Source organism: Streptomyces sp. NBC_00236, from assembly GCF_036195045.1.
GTDB lineage: Bacteria > Actinomycetota > Actinomycetes > Streptomycetales > Streptomycetaceae > Streptomyces.
On record NZ_CP108100.1, the window covers coordinates 8,123,014 to 8,141,774 of the forward strand.

General features: G+C 71.2%; 16 protein-coding genes and 1 pseudogene. 6 read left to right on the forward strand and 11 right to left on the reverse strand.

The window, feature by feature from the left end; all coding sequences use genetic code 11:
* The first annotated feature begins 67 nt into the window (after positions 1-67).
* Positions 68-742: a DNA-binding response regulator gene (locus OG446_RS36190; RefSeq protein ID WP_328898011.1), complete on the forward strand. Its 675-nt coding sequence runs from the start codon at positions 68-70 to the stop codon at positions 740-742.
* A 157-nt stretch (positions 743-899) separates the two neighbouring features.
* Here OG446_RS36190 and OG446_RS36195 read toward each other — a convergent pair whose 3' ends face one another.
* The 8 genes and pseudogenes from OG446_RS36195 to OG446_RS36230 form a co-directional block, all read right to left on the reverse strand.
* On the reverse strand, positions 900-1,373 hold the full coding sequence (locus OG446_RS36195) for a carboxymuconolactone decarboxylase family protein (protein WP_328898012.1): 474 nt from the start codon (positions 1,371-1,373) through the stop codon (positions 900-902).
* Positions 1,374-1,467: 94 nt separating this feature from the next.
* Positions 1,468-2,259 (reverse strand): annotated as a pseudogene (locus tag OG446_RS36200) (hypothetical protein); the annotation flags it as partial.
* Positions 2,260-2,363: 104 nt separating this feature from the next.
* A complete protein-coding gene (locus OG446_RS36205; RefSeq protein WP_328898013.1) occupies positions 2,364-3,131 on the reverse strand; it encodes an SDR family NAD(P)-dependent oxidoreductase in 768 nt (255 codons plus the stop codon).
* A gap of 37 nt (positions 3,132-3,168) precedes the next feature.
* Entirely contained in the window at positions 3,169-4,425 is a 1,257-nt protein-coding gene (locus OG446_RS36210; RefSeq protein WP_328898014.1) for an MFS transporter, read from the reverse strand.
* 41 nt (positions 4,426-4,466) lie between these two features.
* The gene (locus OG446_RS36215) at positions 4,467-5,000 is read right to left on the reverse strand and encodes a cyclophilin-like fold protein (protein WP_328898015.1); all 534 of its coding nucleotides are present in this window, start codon (positions 4,998-5,000) and stop codon (positions 4,467-4,469) included.
* Entirely contained in the window at positions 4,997-5,680 is a 684-nt protein-coding gene (locus tag OG446_RS36220) for an SDR family NAD(P)-dependent oxidoreductase (protein WP_328898016.1), read from the reverse strand. Before OG446_RS36220 ends, OG446_RS36215 begins: the two co-directional genes overlap by 4 nt.
* Positions 5,681-5,791: 111 nt before the next feature.
* On the reverse strand, positions 5,792-6,202 hold the full coding sequence (locus OG446_RS36225) for a (R)-mandelonitrile lyase (protein WP_328898017.1): 411 nt from the start codon (positions 6,200-6,202) through the stop codon (positions 5,792-5,794).
* A 30-nt stretch (positions 6,203-6,232) separates the two neighbouring features.
* The gene (locus OG446_RS36230; RefSeq protein ID WP_328898018.1) at positions 6,233-7,249 is read right to left on the reverse strand and encodes a zinc-dependent alcohol dehydrogenase family protein; all 1,017 of its coding nucleotides are present in this window, start codon (positions 7,247-7,249) and stop codon (positions 6,233-6,235) included.
* Positions 7,250-7,470: 221 nt separating this feature from the next.
* Between OG446_RS36230 and OG446_RS36235 the strand changes: the two genes are divergently transcribed.
* The gene (locus OG446_RS36235; RefSeq protein ID WP_328898019.1) at positions 7,471-8,364 is read left to right on the forward strand and encodes a helix-turn-helix transcriptional regulator; all 894 of its coding nucleotides are present in this window, start codon (positions 7,471-7,473) and stop codon (positions 8,362-8,364) included.
* On the opposite strand, the gene OG446_RS36240 is transcribed toward OG446_RS36235, so the two are convergent.
* On the reverse strand, positions 8,357-9,595 hold the full coding sequence (locus tag OG446_RS36240; protein WP_328898020.1) for a hypothetical protein: 1,239 nt from the start codon (positions 9,593-9,595) through the stop codon (positions 8,357-8,359). The genes OG446_RS36235 and OG446_RS36240 overlap by 8 nt on opposite strands.
* Positions 9,596-9,716: 121 nt before the next feature.
* On the opposite strand from OG446_RS36240, the gene OG446_RS36245 reads away from it, so the two are divergent.
* Complete coding sequence (locus tag OG446_RS36245) at positions 9,717-10,958, forward strand: lipase (RefSeq protein ID WP_328898021.1); 1,242 nt, start codon at positions 9,717-9,719, stop codon at positions 10,956-10,958.
* A 24-nt stretch (positions 10,959-10,982) separates the two neighbouring features.
* Here OG446_RS36245 and OG446_RS36250 read toward each other — a convergent pair whose 3' ends face one another.
* A complete protein-coding gene (locus tag OG446_RS36250; protein ID WP_328898022.1) occupies positions 10,983-11,555 on the reverse strand; it encodes a GNAT family N-acetyltransferase in 573 nt (190 codons plus the stop codon).
* Between the two features lie 57 nt (positions 11,556-11,612).
* On the opposite strand from OG446_RS36250, the gene OG446_RS36255 reads away from it, so the two are divergent.
* From OG446_RS36255 to OG446_RS36265, 3 genes are all read left to right on the forward strand, one after another.
* The gene (locus OG446_RS36255; protein WP_328898023.1) at positions 11,613-12,053 is read left to right on the forward strand and encodes a GNAT family N-acetyltransferase; all 441 of its coding nucleotides are present in this window, start codon (positions 11,613-11,615) and stop codon (positions 12,051-12,053) included.
* A gap of 111 nt (positions 12,054-12,164) precedes the next feature.
* The gene (locus OG446_RS36260; RefSeq protein ID WP_328898024.1) at positions 12,165-13,226 is read left to right on the forward strand and encodes an ATP-binding protein; all 1,062 of its coding nucleotides are present in this window, start codon (positions 12,165-12,167) and stop codon (positions 13,224-13,226) included.
* Positions 13,223-15,064, forward strand: coding sequence for a vWA domain-containing protein (locus tag OG446_RS36265; RefSeq protein WP_328898025.1), 1,842 nt, complete (start codon positions 13,223-13,225; stop codon positions 15,062-15,064). Before OG446_RS36260 ends, OG446_RS36265 begins: the two co-directional genes overlap by 4 nt.
* 47 nt (positions 15,065-15,111) lie before the next feature.
* On the opposite strand, the gene OG446_RS36270 is transcribed toward OG446_RS36265, so the two are convergent.
* Positions 15,112-18,486: a pyruvate carboxylase gene (locus OG446_RS36270; protein ID WP_328898026.1), complete on the reverse strand. Its 3,375-nt coding sequence runs from the start codon at positions 18,484-18,486 to the stop codon at positions 15,112-15,114.
* Between the last annotated feature and the right edge of the window lie 275 nt (positions 18,487-18,761).

Sequence of the window (18,761 nt, forward strand, 5' to 3'; positions counted from 1 at the left end):
GGAGCCATGGTGTGCGGCGTGCGTGCGGCAGGGCGAGCTCATGGCAGCTTGCTGCCAGACTGGCGGAGTGCGGAATGAACAGATGTTCTCGGTCCAGGGTGACGCGGAGCTGATCGCGCGTGCCGGCCACCTCTTCGAGTCCGCGCGTACCGAATTCCTGTGCGCGGCACGGGACCTCGACACATGGTCGCAGCCGGCGGCCCGGGCGGCGATCCGCGACCGTATGCGGGCCACGGATTCTCCGGGTCTGACCTCCCGCAAACTGCTCAGCCCGATGGCGCTCGCCGACGAGCCGACGCGCGCGCATGTGCGCCTGGTGCAGAGTCAGGGCGCCCTCGTCCGGATCAGCGGCTCGCCGCTGCCGCACGAGACGATCATCATCGACCGGCGGGTGACCATCCTCGCCGGCCGGGAGACGCCCACCGGCCGTCACTACACCGTGACGACCTCGGCCACCGTGGTCGACGGTGTGCACGCGCTGTTCTCCGCGGTCTGGGACAACTCCGTGGAGTTCGACGCCTACCTGAGGCGGGACATCCCGCATCTCGATGCCGACAGCCGCACCATCATCGACGCGCTGGGCTCCGGGCTCACCGACGCGTCGGCCGCCAGACGGCTCGGCGTCTCGCTGCGCACCTATCGGCGACGCGTGGCGGAGCTCATGGCGACGCTCGACGCGGACTCACGCTTCCAGGCCGGGCTGAGAGCGGGCGAGCTGCGGCTGCCCCGCCCGACGGAGTGACCGCCCGTGCCCCGGTCATCCCCGGAGTCCGGGCAGCCCGGTCCGTGGGCCGGGCAGCCCGCGCCGGCGGACCAGCGCGGACGAGCGCGCCCCTCGGGGCCACCCGATGGCACGGGCAGCCCCGGGGCCGGTCTCGTTGCCCCGCAGGCTCGGGGGGCTATCCGAACTGGCCGGGCTGGTAGTCGCCCGCCGGCTGCCGGACGATGAGGTTCAGCCGGTTGAAGGTGTTGATGACCGCGATGGTCGCCACGAGCGCGACGAGCTGATCCTCGTCGAAGTGCTTGGCGGCGTTCGCCCAGGCCTCGTCCGTGACGCCTCCCGCAGCGTCCGCGATGCGGGTGCCCTGCTCCGCCAGCTCCAGCGCGGCGCGCTCGGCGTCGGTGAACACCGTCGCCTCACGCCAGGCGGCCACGAGGTGCAGGCGGGTCGCGGACTCGCCGGCCGCGGTGGCGTCCTTGGTGTGCATGTCGGTGCAGACACCGCAGCCGTTGATCTGACTCGCCCGGAGCTTCACCAGCTCCGCCGTCGCGGCAGGCAGTGTCGAGTCCGCGAAGGCATTGCCCGCGGTGGCCAGGTGTTTCACGAACTTGACCGCCGACGGATTGCCGTACAGGTTCACACGCGCTTCCATGGTGTCTCCTTGCGATGGTGACGGATACACCTGTGTGACGGGCCGACTCGGAAGAACGTGACAGGGCCGCATGTGACGTGAGTCTCCCGCCGATTCACGGGCGGGGCAGCAGGTCCGCCATTACGGCACGCGGCAGCGACGGGTTGGCGGCCGCGGCTTCTGCCGACTGCGGGTCGGGGCCGGCGAGCAGGCCGGCCACGACGTGCGGCGGCAGTGCGGGATGCTCGGCGGCGGCCTCCCGCGCCTTGTCGTCCGACAAGCAGACGAGGATTGCGGCAGCGGGCGCACGGGGGTGCCGGGCGATGGCACGCAGCGCCCCGCGCACCGGCGGATCCTGCCTGGCCAGGCTGTCCAGCAGCGCCGGTGCGGCATCCGGGTTGGCCGCCACGCCGGCCGCGATCCGGGAGCCGTGACGGCTGGTCATGTCCCGCAGCTGTACGTCGGAGAGCCCGGGGTGCGGGGCGATGGCCTTGACCACCTTCGCGTCGGGGCCGGCAGCGAGCGCGTCGCGGATCCCCGCAGGAAGATCACGGCGCAGGGCCAGGAGCATCCGTGCGGCGGGGACCCGTGACGCGGCCAGTTCGCCGACCTCGGCGGGGGAAGCGGAGGCGATGCGCGGCAGCAGGGTGGAGCCGATCCGGGTGGTGCGGGACAGGCCGATGAGCACGTCGAGGGGCACGTGCGGGTTGTGGGCGAGGCTGCGTCGTACGCCGTCGTCGGGGTCGGCCGCCAGGGTACGCATCACGTCGTCGATCGCGGCATTCCCGGCGAGGTCAGCCCGTACCCCCGGGACCGGATCCTCCGCAAGCCGTCTGCTCACCGCCGGAGGCAGGCCGGTGCGGGCGGCGAGGGCCCAGCGAAGCAGCATCGAGGGATGCCCGGCAAATGTCCTTTGACAGCGAAGTCAGTCGTGGACAGTCTGCTGACCTGGGCGGACTAGGTTGGCTGTCAACGATGCCGGGCGCCGGAACGTACCTGGCCCTGGGGCGGTCACTGGGCGGTGTAGCCACCGTCGACAGGCAGGGCGATGCCGGTGACGTAGCTGGCTCCGTCGCTGCACAGCCACAGGACGGCCTGGGCGATCTCGTCGGCGGTGCCGAGACGGTCGATGGCCTGGCCCGCTTCGGCCTGGGAGCGGTCGAGTTCTCTGCCGTCGAGCATGGCGTCGACCATCGGGGTGTTGATCGTGCCGGGGCAGACGGCGTTGATGCGCACGCCGCGGGAGCCGTATTCGAGGGCGGCGCTCTTGGTCAGGCCGATCACGCCGTGCTTGGTGGCGTGGTAGGCGGCGCGGCCGGGGTTGCCGACCAGGCCGCCGAGGGAGGAGCAGTTGACGATGGCTCCACTGCCCTGGGCGCGCATGTGGCGCAGTTCGTGCTTCACGCTCGCCCAGATGCCCCGCAGGTTGATGCCCTGGACGCGGTCGAACTGCTCCGCGCTCTCATCGGCGGCATCCGTGGGCGGGGGCATGATCCCGGCGTTGTTGTAGGCCATGTCGAGCCGGCCGAAGGCTTCGACCGTGCGGTCGATGGCGGCGGCGACCTGGTCCTCGTCGGTGACGTCGCAGACCAGGGCGAGGACCTGGTGGCCCTCGTCGGCGAGCCGTTTGGCGGCCGTGTTCACGGCCTCTTCGTTGATGTCGGTGAGCGCGACGGCGGCACCGGCGGCGACGAAGGCGTGGGCGGTGGCCAGGCCCATGCCGGAGGAGGCGCCGGTGACGAAGGCGGCCTGGCCGGTGAAGTCGTAGGTGGGGTTCATGGTGATGGCTCTCAACGAGGTTGTACAGGCGTGGAGTTCAGCGTGCGTTGGCGGTGGCGGTCTCACCGGTCTGCGGTTGGCCCGCGTCGGTGGTGTGGTGGGCGACGATCCGCGAGGGCCGGGTGGTGCCGTGCAGGGCGAGGGCGATCAGAGGCAGCAGGGTGAGCGCGGCGAAGACGGCGCCGACCAGGGCCGGACCGGTCAGCCCGAGGGAGGAGTCCAGGGCCCGGCCGGCGACGAGGGATCCGGCGGCGATGCCGGTGTTGTAGCCGGAGGTGGTCAGCGCCGAGGTGAGGGTGGGGGCGTCGCCGGCGAAGCGGACGGCGAGGGAGGTGACGACCGGGTTGACGGTGAACCCGGCCAGGGCCATGCCGAAGACCAGGATCACGGCGGCCACCGGGCTAGTCGAGGCGGGGATCAGAGCCAGCAGGATGAGGGAGGCGGCTGCCGCCGCGGTGATGGTGGTGATCATCGGGCGGCGGTCCCCGAGACGCCCGCCGATCGCGGTGCCGCCCAGCGCGCCGATACCGAACGCGATGAGCACCAGCGGTACGGCGCTGGCCGGGATGCCCGCCCGGTCGGTCAGCAGCGGAGTGATGTAGGTGTAAGTCGCCAGGACCCCGCCCATGATCAGCACGGCCGCGCCGAGCGCCAGCCACAGCCGCCCCTGCTTCAGGGCCCGGACCTCGGCGCGTACTGACACCTCGGCCCGCTGCTCCGTTCGGGGGATGAACCGGCCGACGAACGCGGCGGACAGGGCGGCGAGGACGGCCAGTGCCCAGAACGGGCCGCGCCAGCCGGTGTAGTGGCCGACGAACGAGCCGATCGGCACGCCGATCACGGTGGCCAGGGTGAGGCCGCCCATCATGACGCCGACCGCCCGCGTGGACTTTGCGGGTCCTGCGGCGGTGGTGGCGATGACGAAGCCGACGGCCCAGAACGCCCCGGTGGCCAGGGCGGTCACCACGCGGGCGGTCAGGACGACGGTGAAGGAGGTGCTGAGCGCGGCCAGCGCGTGTCCGAGGGCGAACACGGCGAGTGCGCCGATGAGGGTGTGGCGCTGGGGCAGGCGCAGGGTGGCCATGGCCATAGTGGGCCCGCCAATGATCATCCCGACGGCGAACGCGGTGATCAGTAGACCGGCGTGGGACATGCTCACGTTCAGGTCGGCGGCCATTTCGGGCAGCAGTCCGGCAATGACGAACTCGGTGGTGCCCATCAGGAACGTGCCGGCGGCGAGCACCCAGACGACGAAGGGCAGCTTGCCGGGGGCGGACCCGGTGGCGGAGGGCATGCGGCTACTTCTTCCTGTACGGGGAGGGGTGGGAGGCGTGCTCAGGAGGCGGCCTCGATGGTGATCTGGTCGGCCCCGGAGAGCTGGTCGGCGTTGGCGTCGATGTGGCCGAGGACCAGCAGGTCCTGTGAGGCGGAGGGGCCGTCCTTGTAGAAGATGGCGAGGTTGCCCCACGGGGCGTAGTAGGTGAGGTCCCCGGTCCTCGGCGCCTGCGGTTCGGGCGCGTCATCGGTGGTCAGCTTCCTCGGCGGGTCAGCGATCCGTTCGGTGCCGTGGAAGTCCTCCAGGTCCACGGTGAGCGGGAGCATGGAGGCCAGGTCACGAGCGGCGGGGCTGTCGTTCAAGGTCGCGTCCATGGGCTGGCCGTCGATGGTGACGCGGATGTCCATCGGAGTGCTCCTTTCTGAGCCAGTGGGGCTCGACGATGCGGCAGTCTGCGGCTGCTCGGACACCGGGGCGGACGACGACGCGGGGGCTTGTTCGGCGGGTGAGTCCTGCGAGCAGGCGGTCGCGGCGAGCAGCAGTACGCCGGTCGTGGCGGTGGCGGCCAGGGCCCGGCGGAGGGGGAAGATCATGGGGTGCCGTCCTGCGGGTCGGGCATGGGCTCGGCGTAGTGGCGGAACCCGTCGCGATCGGTGTGCAGGGCGTACAGCCGCTCGGCCAGTGCCTCGGGGCTGGAGGCCACGGAGTCGGAGCTGGTCGCGCCGGGGACGATGAGCTGCGCGGCGTGGATGTTCTCCGGGGCGAGCGCGGTGTGGAGCATCGCCGCATAGGCGCTCTCGGCGGCGAACGCGATCGAGGTGCCGGCGACATTGGTGTTCGGGCGTACCGCGCTGGAGCCGTTGACGAACAACAGCGTGCCCCGCCCGAGCTCCCGCATGCCGGGCAGAACCGTGTTCACGCAGGTGAGCGGCCCTCTGACGGAGAAGCTCAGCGGGTCGTCCAGGTCGGCCGCGCTGGTATCGAGGACAGGCTTCATGAAGTCGCTGCGGGGCACCGGACTGAACTGGAGGATCTCGATAGGGCCCAGTGTGTCCGCGGCTTCGCGCAGGGCCTCGGTGAGGGAGGCGGGGTCGAGGACGTCGGCGGTGAAGCCGCGGGCGTGGATGTTCTCCCTCGCCAGCTCGGCTGCCAAGTTGTCCTGGTGCTGGGCGCTGCGCGAGAGGAGGGCAACACGGTGGCCCGCTGTGCCGAAGCGACGGGCGGCGGCCAGCCCCAGGCCGGGGCCGGCGCCGACGAGAGCGAAGGTGGTCACGGAAGTTCTCCTCAAACAATGTGGGCGGGGCGGACCGAATCAGGGCCGTCCGAGGAAGGCGCGGTGTGGTTCACGGGGAGCGTCGCGACGGCGTGTCGGCCGTCCGGCCGTTCAGCCGACGGCCGGGGCGGTGGCGTACTCCTCGTCGGTAACCGGGGTCAGCCAGTGCACGACGTCGTGGGTGTCATCGCCCTCGTTGATGGCCAGGTGGACCATCAGCCGGTTCGGGGCCGCGCCGTGCCAGTGCTCCTCGTCGGCCTCGAACAGGACGCGGTCGCCGGGCCGGATGACTTCCACCGGCCCACCCCGACGCTGGCACAGGCCGATCCCTTCGGTGACGAAGACGGTCTGGCCCAGCGGGTGGCGGTGCCAGTGGGTGCGGGCGCCGGGCATGAAGTGCACCAGGGACGCAGTGACTCGGGACGGGGCAGGGGCCGCGGCGATGGCGTCGATGTATACATCGCCGGTGAACCAGTCCGCCGGCCCCTTGCGGGTGTCGATCGAGCTGCGGGTGATCTGCACAATTACTCCTCGTGTGGTTGACGGAGCGGGTCAGGGGGCGAGGAGCGTCTTGATGGCGCGGCGTTCATCCATCGCCTTGTAGCCCTCCGCGACCTGGTCGAGGGGGAGGGCGAGGTCGAAGACCTTGCCCGGGTCGATGGAGCCGGCAAGGACGCGGTCGATGAGGTCGGGCAGGTAGCGGCGTACGGGGGCGGGGCCGCCGCGCAGGCCGACGTGAGAGAAGAACAGCTCCTGCCCGTCGAGAGCGACCTCGTGCGGGACGCCGACGAATCCGACGTTGCCACCTGGCCGGGCGGAGTGCAGGGCCTGCTGCATGGACTGGGCGGTGCCCACGCACTCCAGGACGCTGTCCGCGCCGATCCCGCCGGTCATCTCCTTGATACGGGCCACACCTTCCTCGCCGCGCTCGGCGACGATGTCGGTCGCACCGAACTCGCGGGCCAGCTTCTGCCGGCTCTCGTGGCGGGACATCGCGATGATCCGCTCCGCCCCTAGTTCCCTGGCGGCGATCACCGCACACAGGCCGACCGCGCCGTCGCCGACCACCACGGCGGTCGAGCCGGGCTTGACTTCGGCGGCGTCGGCGGCCCACCAGCCGGTGCCCATCACATCCGAGACGGCCAGCAGCCCGGGCCAGAACTGTTCGCCGGGGATCCCGTCGGTGGCCACCAGGGTGCCCTGCGCGTTCGGGATCCGCACATAGTCGGCCTGGCAGGTGGACATGAATTCACGGTTCAGACAGCTCGACTGGAACCCGTTGCGGCAGTTCGCGCAAGTGTTGTCAGAGGTCGCGAACGAGCCGACCACGAACTGGCCCGGCTTGACCGAGGTCACCTGTGACCCGACCTCCTCCACGAATCCGACGTACTCGTGGCCCATGGGGTGGGCGTGCTCGGTGGGCTCCGCACCGCGGTACGGCCACAGGTCCGACCCGCACACACAGGTCACGGCCGTGCGGATGATCGCATCCGTCGGATGCTCGATCTTCGGATCCTCCAGGGTCTCGAAGCGGATGTCGCCGGGGGCGTGGATCACTGCGCCGCGCATGAGAGATTCCTTTGCGTACGGGGTACGGAGTGCGGAACCCGGAGCCCTGGACGGCGGACCGCCCGAGCCGGGTGCGGGGCTCCGCCTTCCGCCTTCGTAGCCGGGAGGAGAAGCACCATGCCTCCCAGATAACGCCCTCTCCACGCGCGTAGCGAGTCACTGGCAAAGGGTGTACTGGCAGTACATCCCTATGGACGCGTGCAGGACGTACCGTCGAAGACATGGACAACCGCGAGGAGGTCCGCGAGTTCCTCACCTCGCGGCGCGCCAAGATCACCCCCGGCCAGGCTGGACTGCCCTCCGGACCCCGACGCCGTGTGCCGGGCCTGCGCCGCAGCGAGGTCGCGGCCCTGGCCGACATGAGCGTCGAGTACTACTCCAAACTGGAACGCGGCAACCTCGCCGGGGTCTCCCCGGCCGTTCTGGAGGCCCTCGCCCGCGCACTGCGGCTCGACGACGCAGAACGCGCCCACCTGCTGAACCTGGCCCGGGCCGCCGACGGCTCCGATGCCCTCACCCGCCCCCGTCGCCGTGCCGCCACCCGGCAGTGGACACCACACCGCAGCCTGCAATGGACCCTGGATGCGATCACCGCCGGACCGGCATTCGTCCGCAACGGCCGGATGGACGTCCTCGCCGCCAACCAGCTCTTCCGTGCCTTCTACAGCGACCTCTACACCGCGCCCGACAACCAGCTGAACCTGGCCCGCTTCACGTTCCTCGACCCAGCCGCCCGACGCTTCTACCCCGACTGGGACGCCTTCGCCGACATCACCGTCGCCATCGTGCGTACGGAAGCCGGCCGCAACCCGCACGACAAGGACCTCCACGACCTGGTCGGGGAGCTGTCCACCCGCAGTGACGCCTTCCGTACCCGGTGGGGTGCGCACAACGTCCGCCACCACGGCACCGGCACCAAGCACTTCCACCACCACGCCGTCGGCGACCTCGCTCTCGCCTTCGAGGGCCTGGAGATGGCCGCCGCCCCCGGCCTCTCCCTCACCATCTACACCGCCGAGCCCGGCTCGCCATCCGAAGAAGGTCTGCGCCTCCTCGCCACCTGGGCCGCCACCCGGGAAGCCGACCCGGACGCCGAACGGTCAACGATCAGCTGACCATCGACAGGGCAAGGCAGTCGTGTGGGGCCGGGCACGGTCGGGTGTGCAGCCCACCGATCAAGCCCTCGACCAGGTCAGCGAGTTCGCCAGTGATGGGGTCGGTCAGCTGACGCGTCTCTGCGGTGACCAGGCGTGGGACCTCCAGGGCGAAGCGGAACGGACGTCCCCGTAGCGGAGGTTGTGGCGCTTTGCGAGCGTGCGGATCGGCATCCCTTTGAGGGCCTCTTGGGCGATGCGGTGGGCCAGGTCCTGTCGCCAGGCGAAGGGATTCGTGCTGCCCTGTAGTCGCCGCCCAGTACCAGCCCGGGAAATGGCGCCCACCCCACGACCACCGAAACGGCCGCACTGGCACCGCGTCTTCGAACCTGTCCGTCACGCAGTCCAGCAAAGGACGACGCCGCTTACTCCCGCGCTTGTGGTCCACACGACACGACACCTCGACGTACGGGGCAGTGCTCTCCACCCCTGTCGATACCGACATTCGACACCCCAGCGTGATCACCCTTCCGACTAGATTCACTGTCAGAAAAGCCGAAACGACTGAGTTCGCTGTCAAACGCCTCGATTGGATGACAAGGACGGCAAAGCCGGTGACGACCTCGGTGGGCGTGGCCGGGTTGCGGAGCGCCGCCAAGACCATGTCGAACACGGTGGACTCGTGGGAACCGTCGCACGCGGCCCCCGGCAGCAGATCGCAGTCGGGCCTTCCGCACTGCCGGTCATGGACGAAGGGTGTCTCCTCCCTGTCACAGACCAGGCACCGCCGGGCGGGCGGCAACCCCTCACCGGTGACCAGCGCGGCCAGCACGGCCGGTGGCGTCGCCTCGTTGTGCGCCGGCGCGCGCCGCACCTCGGCGTGCGGATGCTCCGCGAGTCCACCGGCGACTTCCGGCGGGGCCCACAGCGCGAACTCGGCGACCACCCGCACGTCCGCGTCCCCGGCCAGCAGCTTCATCACATCGGAGGGGAGGCCGGGGCAGGCAGCCAGCTTCTCTCTGTGCTCGACGACCGGATCAGCCGCGAACCGGCGCGCCCACTCCGGTGTGCCCGAACCCTCGTCCAGCAGGGCGAGCGCGGCATCCGGCAGGGCCCGGGGATCGACGTCCAGGGCGGTCAGCCGGCCTTCACGGGCCAGCCGGACAGCGCTCCGGGCGACGCGCGCCGACAGGCCCACCGCCTGAGGGGGAAAGCACCAAGTGTGCCCGGGGGCCTGCACCAGTGTGCCCACGTGCGCGACACGCGAGGGTGAAGTGACCGCTGTCGAACCGCACTTGGAGGAACCTGTGGCTCACTCGCCCACCCCGTCCGCGCTCGGAGTGACCCGTCATCGCGTACGTTTGAGGGCGCACGTGGCGGCAGTCTGCTGCGGCGCGCTGCTGATCGGTCCGGCCGTCGCCGGAGCCACCACGCCGGCCGTCGCCGCCGTCTCCGAACAGCGTGCGCAGCACGAGGAGTCCGGCCGGGGGACGCTGGTCTCCGCGGAGAAGCTGTACGCGCTCGCGAGCCCGCAAGCCGCGGCTGCCGAACTGCGTACCGCCGGGTTCGGGGACGACACGGTACGCCACGGAGTGGTCGCGTACCGGCTGATCTACCGGACGGTCGACGCGAAGGGACGACCCACTACGGCCAGCGGGCTGTTCGCGGTGCCGCTCGGCACGGAACGCCACCTGCGGGCGGTCTCCTTCGCGCACGGCACCGGCTCCCACAAGGACGACTCGCCGTCCATGCGGCGAGCCGTGTTCCACTCGGCGCCCGTGATCGCACACGCGGCGGCCGGTGCCGCCGCAGTCGCGCCCGACTATCTGGGGCTGGGCAAGGGACCCGGCCTGCACCCGTGGATGGACATCGGCTCCGAGACCACCGCCTCGCTGGACATGCTGCGGGCCGCCCGCGCCTTCGCGCCCCGTACCGGACACGTACTGGATCGCGAGGTCCTGGTCACCGGCTTCTCACAGGGGGCGTCGGCCGCGCTGGGGCTGGGCAGGGCTCTGGAGGCGGGCGAGGACCGCTGGTTCGGGCTGGGCGCGCTGGCTCCGGTCAGCGGGGCGTACGACTTCGGCGGTGCGGAGTTGCCCGCGCTGGTCGCGGGCACGCTGGATGAGAAGTCCGGTGTGGTGTACGCGGCGTACACGCTGGTGGCGTTCAACCGGCTGCATTCCATCTATGACCGGCCCGCCGACGTCTTCCGGGGTACCTACGCGCACACCGTCGAGGATCTCTTCGACGGGGCCCACACGGGGCTGGAACTGATGCAGGGGATCCCGGACTCGCTGGACGAACTGCTGACGGAGCACGGCCTCGCCCTGCTCACACACCCGACCGGGGGACTGGCGGCAGCCCTGCGTACGACCGACGCCGTGTGCACCGACTGGAGGCCCCGCGCTCCGCTCCGGCTCTACATGGCGACGGGGGACGAGCAGGCCACCACGGAGAACACGGAGCACTGCCGGGCGGCTCTGGCGCGAAACGGCGTACACGTCCCGGTCGTCGATCTGGGAGAAGTCGACTACCGGGAGTCGCGCCACCTGGGATCCAACGTCGCTGCCACGACGGCGATCGTGAGGTGGTTCGGCGAGCTGCGCCGGCGGTGAGCGCACATCCGTACGGCCGGGACGTCAGCGCAGGCCGAGGCGCATCAGCACCCGGGGATGCCCGGCCAGTACGGACGTGGTGTCGGCGGCATGGGTGAACCCGGCGCGTTCGAAGTTCTTCCGGATCCCGGCGTACGCCATCGTCAGGTCGACCCTGACGTCACCGTTGTCGACCGGGTAGGCCTCGATCGCCGGCGCGCCGTTGGCGCGGGCGAACGCGACGGCGCCGGCGATGAGGGCGTGCGAGATCCCCTGCTTCCGATGACCGGGGCGCACGCGGATGCACCACAGCGACCAGACGGGAAGGTCGTCGACGTGCGGAATCCTGCGGCTGCGTGCGAACGTGGTCGCGGAGCGCGGCGCCACGGCGGCCCAGCCGACCGGCTCGTCGCCGTCGTGCGCGAGAACTCCGGGCGGGAGCTTCCCCCGGCACAACTCGGCGACGTACTCACCGCGCACCGGACCGCGCAGTTCGTTGTTGAGCCGGGACGGGATCCGGTAGCTCAGGCACCAGCACACGTTGGCGTCGGGTGACTTCGGGCCGAGGAGCGCACGGACATCCTCGAAGTCCGATGCCGGGCGAACGTCAATGGTCATGGCTCCACACTGACATGAGGGCCGGGCCGACGGGGGGCCCACGCCCAAGCTCGTCCCATGAAGATCACCGTGCGGCCGGCGGCCGAGAACGACCTGCCGGCACTGCTGGCCCTCTACGGCGAACTGAACCCGGACGATGCCCCGCTGCCCCCGGCGTCCGCGCACGACGTGTGGCAACGGATCACGCGGCAGCGCGGACGCACCGTCCTGGTGGCCGACGCCGCCGACACCCTTGCCGGCACGGCGGACTGCCTGGTCATGCCGAACCTCACCCGGGGTGGCCGGGCCATCCTGTTCGTGGAGAACGTCGTGGTGGCGGGCACCGCTCAACGGCGCGGCGTCGGCCGCCGGCTGATGGACGCGGCCGTCCACCTCGCCGCGGCGGAAGGCTGCTACAAGGTGCAACTGCTGGCCGCGGACGACGCGTACGTCCACACCTTCTACGAAGCGTGTGGCTTCGACGCCGCGGCGCAGGGATTCCGCCGCTACATTTCCTGAGGCCGCACCGGACGACGGCGGACGCCGCGGCAAAATTCGGCTGCGCGTCGTCATCCTGCCTCCGCATACTGAGCGGGCTTCGCCTCCCGACCACCTGAGGAACTCACCAGCGTGCAGGCCGCCGTCACCGTCACTCCCGCCCGGATCCCCGAACTGCTGCTGGGGCTCGCGACCGTGCGGCCCGTGTTCCTCTGGGGAGCGCCCGGCATCGGGAAGTCGTCGCTCGTGCGGAAGTTCGCCGAATCGCTGGGAATGGAGTGCGTCAGCCTCCTCGGGACGCAGCTCGCACCGGAGGACCTGATCGGCGTGCCGCAGATCCGCGACGGGCGCTCCGTGTTCTGCCCGCCGGAGGCCATCGCCCGCGACGAGCCCTACTGCCTCTTCCTCGACGAGCTCAACGCCGCCACCCCCGACGTCCAGAAGGCGTTCTACTCACTGATCCTGGACCGGCGGATCGGATCGTACGAGCTGCCCGCCGGCTCCGTCGTCATCGGCGCCGGCAACCGTGCCACGGACAACGCGCTGGCAAGGCCCATCGCGTCCGCGCTGGTCAACCGCCTCACCCACGTCCATCTGCGGGCCTCGCCGGCGGACTGGCTGGTGTGGGCGGGGGAGAACGGTATCCATCCGTGGGTGACGGACTACCTCGTCGACCGCCCCGACCACCTCTGGTCCCAGCCGCCCAAGAGCGAGGAAGCCTTCTCCACGCCCCGGTCCTGGCACATGCTCTCCGACGCGCTGCACTCCTTCGGGCCGGACATCGACGAGGAGACGCTGAAGGTCATCGTGCACGGCACGCTCACCCCCGCCCACGCCGTCTCGTTCTGCGGGTACGCGAAGATCGTGCGCCACTCCTTCGGCATCGAGGCGATCCTGAAGGGCGACGCATCCTGGCCCGCCCGGATCGAGGACCGTGACCTGCTGTACTACCTGGCCGAGGCGTTCCGCGGACGGCTCGTGAAGGAGCTGCCCCGGCGCAAGGAACACGTCTCGGCGTCGATGCGGCAGACCGCCTACCGGGCCAAGTCGCTGCTCGTGCACCTCGCCGAGATCTCCGTCGAGGTCGCGCAGACCGTCATCGCGGACGACGCCGACGGCCAGCCGGTGCTGCCCGCCTGGTTCCTCGTCGAAGCCGCACGCGACATGCCCCGGCTGGTCGAGGCCAGGCGATGAGGGCGACCACCGGCCACCGGGCCAACAGCAAGGGCCGGAAAGGAGGCAAGGGCGGAGCGCCCGATCCCGCCACCGAGGCGTTCGCCGCCGGGCTCGCCCTGGCCCGGCGCAACCCGGCCTTCGCCGCCGTCGAGGCGTCCGTGTGCAGACAGCCCGACTGCGTCCTGACTCCGGCCGGGGGACTGGCCGTCGTCACCTCCAACGGCACCGTCCACGTCCATCCCACGAAGCGGGCCGATCCGGCCGAGTGGGCCTGGGTTCTGGCCCACTGCCTGCTCCATCTGGGGTTCGGTCATGTGCCGGCCGCCGCCCACGGCCCGCGCGAGCAGCCCGACCGGTTCGATCTCGCGGCACGCTGCGTGGTCGTCAACCGCTTCCTGCTCACCCATCCGACCGGCCGTCCCCCCGTCGACCTGCCGGATTCCTACCCCGGCGGTGACGAGGAGCAGCTTGCCGCCCGCTGGCGCCGCGACGGCATCCCCGCACTGTACGAGGACTGCGGAACCGCGGGCGGACAACCCGACCAGGTCCTCACCGCCTGGCCGACGTGGCACAACTCCGCCGTCCCCGACTGGGAGACCTCGTTCGCGCGCGCCCTCACCCGCAGCGTCTCCGCCGCCATGGACGTGGCGGGCGGCCGCCGCGACAGCGTCGGCGGCGCACGCGCGCCACAACACCCCTGGGACCGGGCCCTGAACTGGTTCGTCTCCTCCTACCCCTTGCTCGGAGGTCTCGCCGCCGGTCTCACCGTCGTGGCCGATGCCGAACTCGCCCGGTCGCAGAGCATCTCCATCGCCGCCGTGAGCTCCGTGGCGGGCGAGATCTACGTCAACCCGCTGCGGGCGCTGAGCGAGGAGGAGTGGCGGTTCGTCCTCGCCCACGAGATGCTGCACGCCGCCCTGCGCCATGGCGAACGCCGCGGGGGCCGCGACCCGTTCCTGTTCAATGTCGCGGCGGACTACATCGTCAACGACTGGCTCGTCCAGATGCGCGTCGGCGACATGCCCGAAGGGCTCCTGTACGACCCCGGCCTGCGCGGGCTGTCCGCCGAGGAGGTGTACGACCGCATCGCGAGCGACCTGCGCCGACAGCGCCGCCTAGCCACGCTGCGGGGCAGAGGTGCCGGCGACATCCTGGGCGAACCGCTGCCGCACGCGGAGGCCCGTGCGTACGCCGACCTGGACGAGTTCTACCGCCGCGGGCTGGCCCAGGGCTTCGACCTGCACCAGTACGGGAAGCGCGGCCTTCTGCCCTCGGGACTCGTCGAGGAGATCCGGGCGCTGGCCCACCCGCCCGTGCCGTGGGACGCCGCACTCGCCCGCTGGTTCGACGCGTACGTCCCGCGGCCCGAGCCCGTACGGTCCTACGCGCGCCCGGCACGGAGGCAGGCGTCGACCCCCGACATCCCGCGCGCGGGCCGGTACTTCCCCCCGCAGGAGACGGCGCGCTGCACCTTCGGCGTCGTCCTGGACACCTCCGGTTCGATGGACAACGGCCTCCTGGGCAAGGCGCTCGGCGCCATCGCCTCGTACGCGGAGGCACGCGACGTACCCGCGGCGCGCGTCGTGTTCTGCGACGCGGCAGCGTACGACGCCGGGTACCTGCCGCCGGCCGAGGTCGCCGGCCGGGTGCGGGTCCGCGGCCGGGGCGGTACCGAACTCCAGCCGGGTATCGACCTGTTGCAGCGGGCCGACGACTTCCCGCCGACGGCCCCGGTGCTCGTCATCACCGACGGGTGGTGCGACACCCTGAGGATCCGGCGCGAGCACGCCTTCCTGATCCCACAGGGTGCCTCGTTGCCGTTCACACCGCGCGGTCCGGTGTTCCGGCTGGGCTGAGACCGCGCGGCGGGCCCGTCCGAGGACATCCGGACGGGCCCGGAACCTCAGCCGACCTCGATGAGCAGATCGCCGGCCTCGACCTGCTGCACCCTGCCGATCGCCAGGCGGCGCACGACACCCGTCGCCTGGGCGGTGATCGAGGCCTCCATCTTCATCGCCTCGATGGTGGCGACCGTCTGGCCGGCCGACACCGACGCGCCCTCCTCCACCTGGAGCGTCACGACGCCGGCGAACGGTGCGGCGACGTGGCCGTCGTTGCCGCGGTCCGCCTTCTCCGCCGCCTTCACATCGGTCGCCACGGACTTGTCGCGTACGGAAACCGGCCGCAACTGCCCGTTGAGCGTGGCCAGCACGCTCCGGAAGCCGCGCTCGTCCGCCTCGGAGATCGCTTCCAGCTCGATCAGCAGCGTGACACCGGGGTCGAGGGTGACCGTGTGCTCGGTCTCCGTCTCCAGGCCGTACAGGAAGTCCTGCGTCGGCAGAACGGAGGTGTCCCCGTACGCCTCGCGGTGGGCGTTGAACTCCTTGGTCGGGCCGGGGAACAGCAGCCGGTTCAGGGTCGCGCGCGGCGACTCCCGCAGCGCTTCGAGATCCTCGTCCGACAGGTGCGGCGTCTGCGCCTTCGCCGGACGGCCCTGCAGTGCGCGGGTGCGGAAGGGCTCCGGCCAGCCACCGGGCGGGTCGCCCAGCTCACCCCGCAGGAATCCGATCACGGAGTCCGGCACGTCGAACTTGCCGGGGTCCGACTCGAAGTCCGACGCCTCGACCCCCGCGCCCACCAGATGCAGCGCCAGGTCGCCGACCACCTTCGACGACGGCGTCACCTTCACCAGCCGGCCGAGCATGCGGTCGGCCGCGGCGTAGCAGTCCTCGATGAGCTCGAACCGGTCGCCCAGCCCGAGCGCGATGGCCTGCTGGCGCAGGTTGGACAGCTGCCCGCCGGGGATCTCGTGGTGGTAGATCCGGCCGGTCGGCGAGGCCAGCCCGGACTCGAAGGGGGCGTACACCTTGCGGGTCGCCTCCCAGTAGGGCTCCAGGTCGCCGACTGCCTGGAGGGAGAGGCCCGTCGCGCGCTCGGTGTGGTCCGTGGCGGCCACCAGCGCCGACATGGGGGGCTGGCTGGTGGTCCCGGCCATGGAGGCGACCGCGGCGTCCACCGCGTCCACGCCGGCGTCGATCGCGGCGATCAGCGTGCCCAGCTGTCCACCGGCGGTGTCGTGGGTGTGCAGATGGACCGGCAGGTCGAACCGCTCGCGCAGCGCCGTGACGAGGGTGCGGGCCGCGGGCGGACGCAGCAGCCCGGCCATGTCCTTGATGGCGAGCACATGGGCACCCGCCTCCACGATCTGCTCGGCCAGACGCAGGTAGTAGTCCAGCGTGTACAGGGTCTCGCCCGGGTCCGAGAGGTCCGCGGTGTAGCAGAGGGCGACCTCGGCGACCGAGGTGCCGGTGGCGCGGACTGCGTCGATCGCCGGACGCATCTGGGACACGTCATTGAGGGCGTCGAAGATCCGGAAGATGTCCATCCCGGTGGTCGCGGCCTCGGCGACGAACGCCTCGGTGACCTCGGTGGGATAGGGCGTGTAGCCCACCGTGTTGCGCCCGCGCAGCAGCATCTGCGTACAGATGTTCGGCACGGCTTCCCGGAGCTTGGCCAGCCGCTCCCACGGGTCCTCGGCGAGGAAGCGCAGCGCCACGTCGTAGGTCGCCCCGCCCCAGCACTCGATGCTCAGCAGCTGCGGCACGGTCTGCGCGACGTGCGGGGCGACGGCGAGCAGATCACGGGTACGGACCCGGGTGGCCAGCAGTGACTGGTGGGCGTCGCGGAACGTGGTGTCGGTGACGGCTACGGCCGACTGGGCGCGCAACTCCGCGGCGAAGGCCTCGGGACCGATGGCGGCGAGGCGCTGCCGGGACCCGGCCGGCGGTGTGCCGGGCGGCAGGGCGGGCAGCTTGTCGGCGGGCTCGATGACCGAGGGCCGGGGGCCGTACGGCCGGTTGACGGTGGTCTCGGCGAGGTAACCGAGCATGCGACTGCCCCGATCGGCCGACGGCCGGGCCCGGATCAGCTCCGGATGCTCCTCGATGAAGCTGGTCGTGATGTGCCCGGCCCGGAAGTCGGGCTGATCCAGTACGGCCCCCAGGAACGGCAGGTTCGTCGCCACTCCGCGGATCCGGAACTCCGCGATCGCCCGGCGGGCACGCCGGGCCGCATTGGTGAAGTCGTGACCGTGGCAGGTCAGTTTGACCAGCATCGAGTCGAAGTGGGCCGACACCTCGGCCCCGGTGTGGACGGTGCCGCCGTCCAGCCGGACGCCGGGTCCGCCCGGCGAGCGGTACGCGGAGATGGTGCCGGTGTCCGGCCGGAACCCGTTCGCCGGGTCCTCCGTCGTGATGCGGCACTGCAGCGCCGTGCCGTTGAGGGTGATGTCGTCCTGCGTGAGATGCAGATCGGGCAGGGTCATGCCGGCGGCGATGCGCAGCTGCGCGATCACCAGGTCGCGTCCGGTGACCTGCTCGGTGACGGTGTGCTCGACCTGGATCCGCGGGTTCATCTCGATGAACACGTGGTTGCCGCGCTCGTCGACGAGGAACTCGACGGTGCCCGCGTTCACGTACCCGATGTGGCGTGCGAACGCGACCGCGTCGGCACAGATCCGGTCCCGCAGTTCAGGGTCCAGGTTCGGGGCGGGCGCGATCTCGACCACCTTCTGGTGGCGGCGCTGCAACGAGCAGTCGCGCTCGTAGAGATGGACGACGTTGCCCTCGGCGTCGGCGAGGATCTGCACCTCGATGTGGCGGGGGTTGATCACCGCCTGCTCCAGGAAGACCGTCGCGTCGCCGAACGAGGACCCGGCCTCACGCATGGCCGCGTCGATCGCCTCGCGCAGCTCACCCGGCTCCGCGACCCGGCGCATCCCGCGCCCGCCGCCACCGGCGACGGCCTTCACGAAAACGGGGAAGCCGATGTCTTCGGAGGCCGCGACGAGCGCGTCGACGTCCTCCGAGGGCTCGGACGACTTCAGTACCGGAACGCCGGCCGCCCGGGCGGCCGCGACCGCCCGGGACTTGTTCCCCGTCAGGTTCAGTACCGGCGCCGGCGGACCGACGAACGTGATCCCGGCGTCGGCGCAGGCGGCCGCGAGGTCCGGATTCTCCGACAGGAAGCCGTACCCCGGGTAGACCGCGTCCGCGCCGGCCTTCCGGGCGGCCTTGATCACCTCTTCCACCGAGAGGTAGGCCCGTACGGGATGCCCGGGCTCCCCGATCCGGTAGGCCTCGTCGGCCTTGGCGCGATGGAGGGAATTGCGGTCCTCGTGCGGGTACACGGCCACGGTGGAGATCCCGAGCTCGAACGCCGCGCGGAACGCCCGGATCGCGATCTCCCCGCGGTTGGCGACCAATACCTTGTCGAACATCAAACTCCCCAGTCGTGTCACGGGCGCGTGGCCTCAGGACAGGCGATGTCGCACGGGATACACGTAGCGGCATCCGGTGATCAGATGGCGGTGGCGAAGCGCTCCATGGCGCTCGGGCCGGGAGCGTTCGACACCGTACCGGAGACCTTCCCAGAGATCGCGGGCGCAAAGGATGGCGTGCGTCACGTGCCGCGATTCCCGCCCGTCGGCCCGGGCGACGGGGAAGCCGGGGCGCCCGGCCGTCTGCGGCCGACCGCTCCCGACCCGGCGTCAGA

Coding starts and splice junctions, on each gene's coding strand:
- OG446_RS36195 (WP_328898012.1), bottom strand. CDS start 1,373: ATGGAAGCGCGTGTGAACCTGTACGGCAATCCGTCGGCGGTCAAGTTC.
- OG446_RS36205 (WP_328898013.1), bottom strand. CDS start 3,131: ATGAACCCCACCTACGACTTCACCGGCCAGGCCGCCTTCGTCACCGGC.
- OG446_RS36210 (WP_328898014.1), bottom strand. CDS start 4,425: ATGCCCTCCGCCACCGGGTCCGCCCCCGGCAAGCTGCCCTTCGTCGTC.
- OG446_RS36215 (WP_328898015.1), bottom strand. CDS start 5,000: ATGATCTTCCCCCTCCGCCGGGCCCTGGCCGCCACCGCCACGACCGGC.
- OG446_RS36230 (WP_328898018.1), bottom strand. CDS start 7,249: ATGCGCGGCGCAGTGATCCACGCCCCCGGCGACATCCGCTTCGAGACC.
- OG446_RS36235 (WP_328898019.1), top strand. CDS start 7,471: ATGGACAACCGCGAGGAGGTCCGCGAGTTCCTCACCTCGCGGCGCGCC.
- OG446_RS36250 (WP_328898022.1), bottom strand. CDS start 11,555: ATGACCATTGACGTTCGCCCGGCATCGGACTTCGAGGATGTCCGTGCG.
- OG446_RS36255 (WP_328898023.1), top strand. CDS start 11,613: ATGAAGATCACCGTGCGGCCGGCGGCCGAGAACGACCTGCCGGCACTG.
- OG446_RS36265 (WP_328898025.1), top strand. CDS start 13,223: ATGAGGGCGACCACCGGCCACCGGGCCAACAGCAAGGGCCGGAAAGGA.
- OG446_RS36270 (WP_328898026.1), bottom strand. CDS start 18,486: ATGTTCGACAAGGTATTGGTCGCCAACCGCGGGGAGATCGCGATCCGG.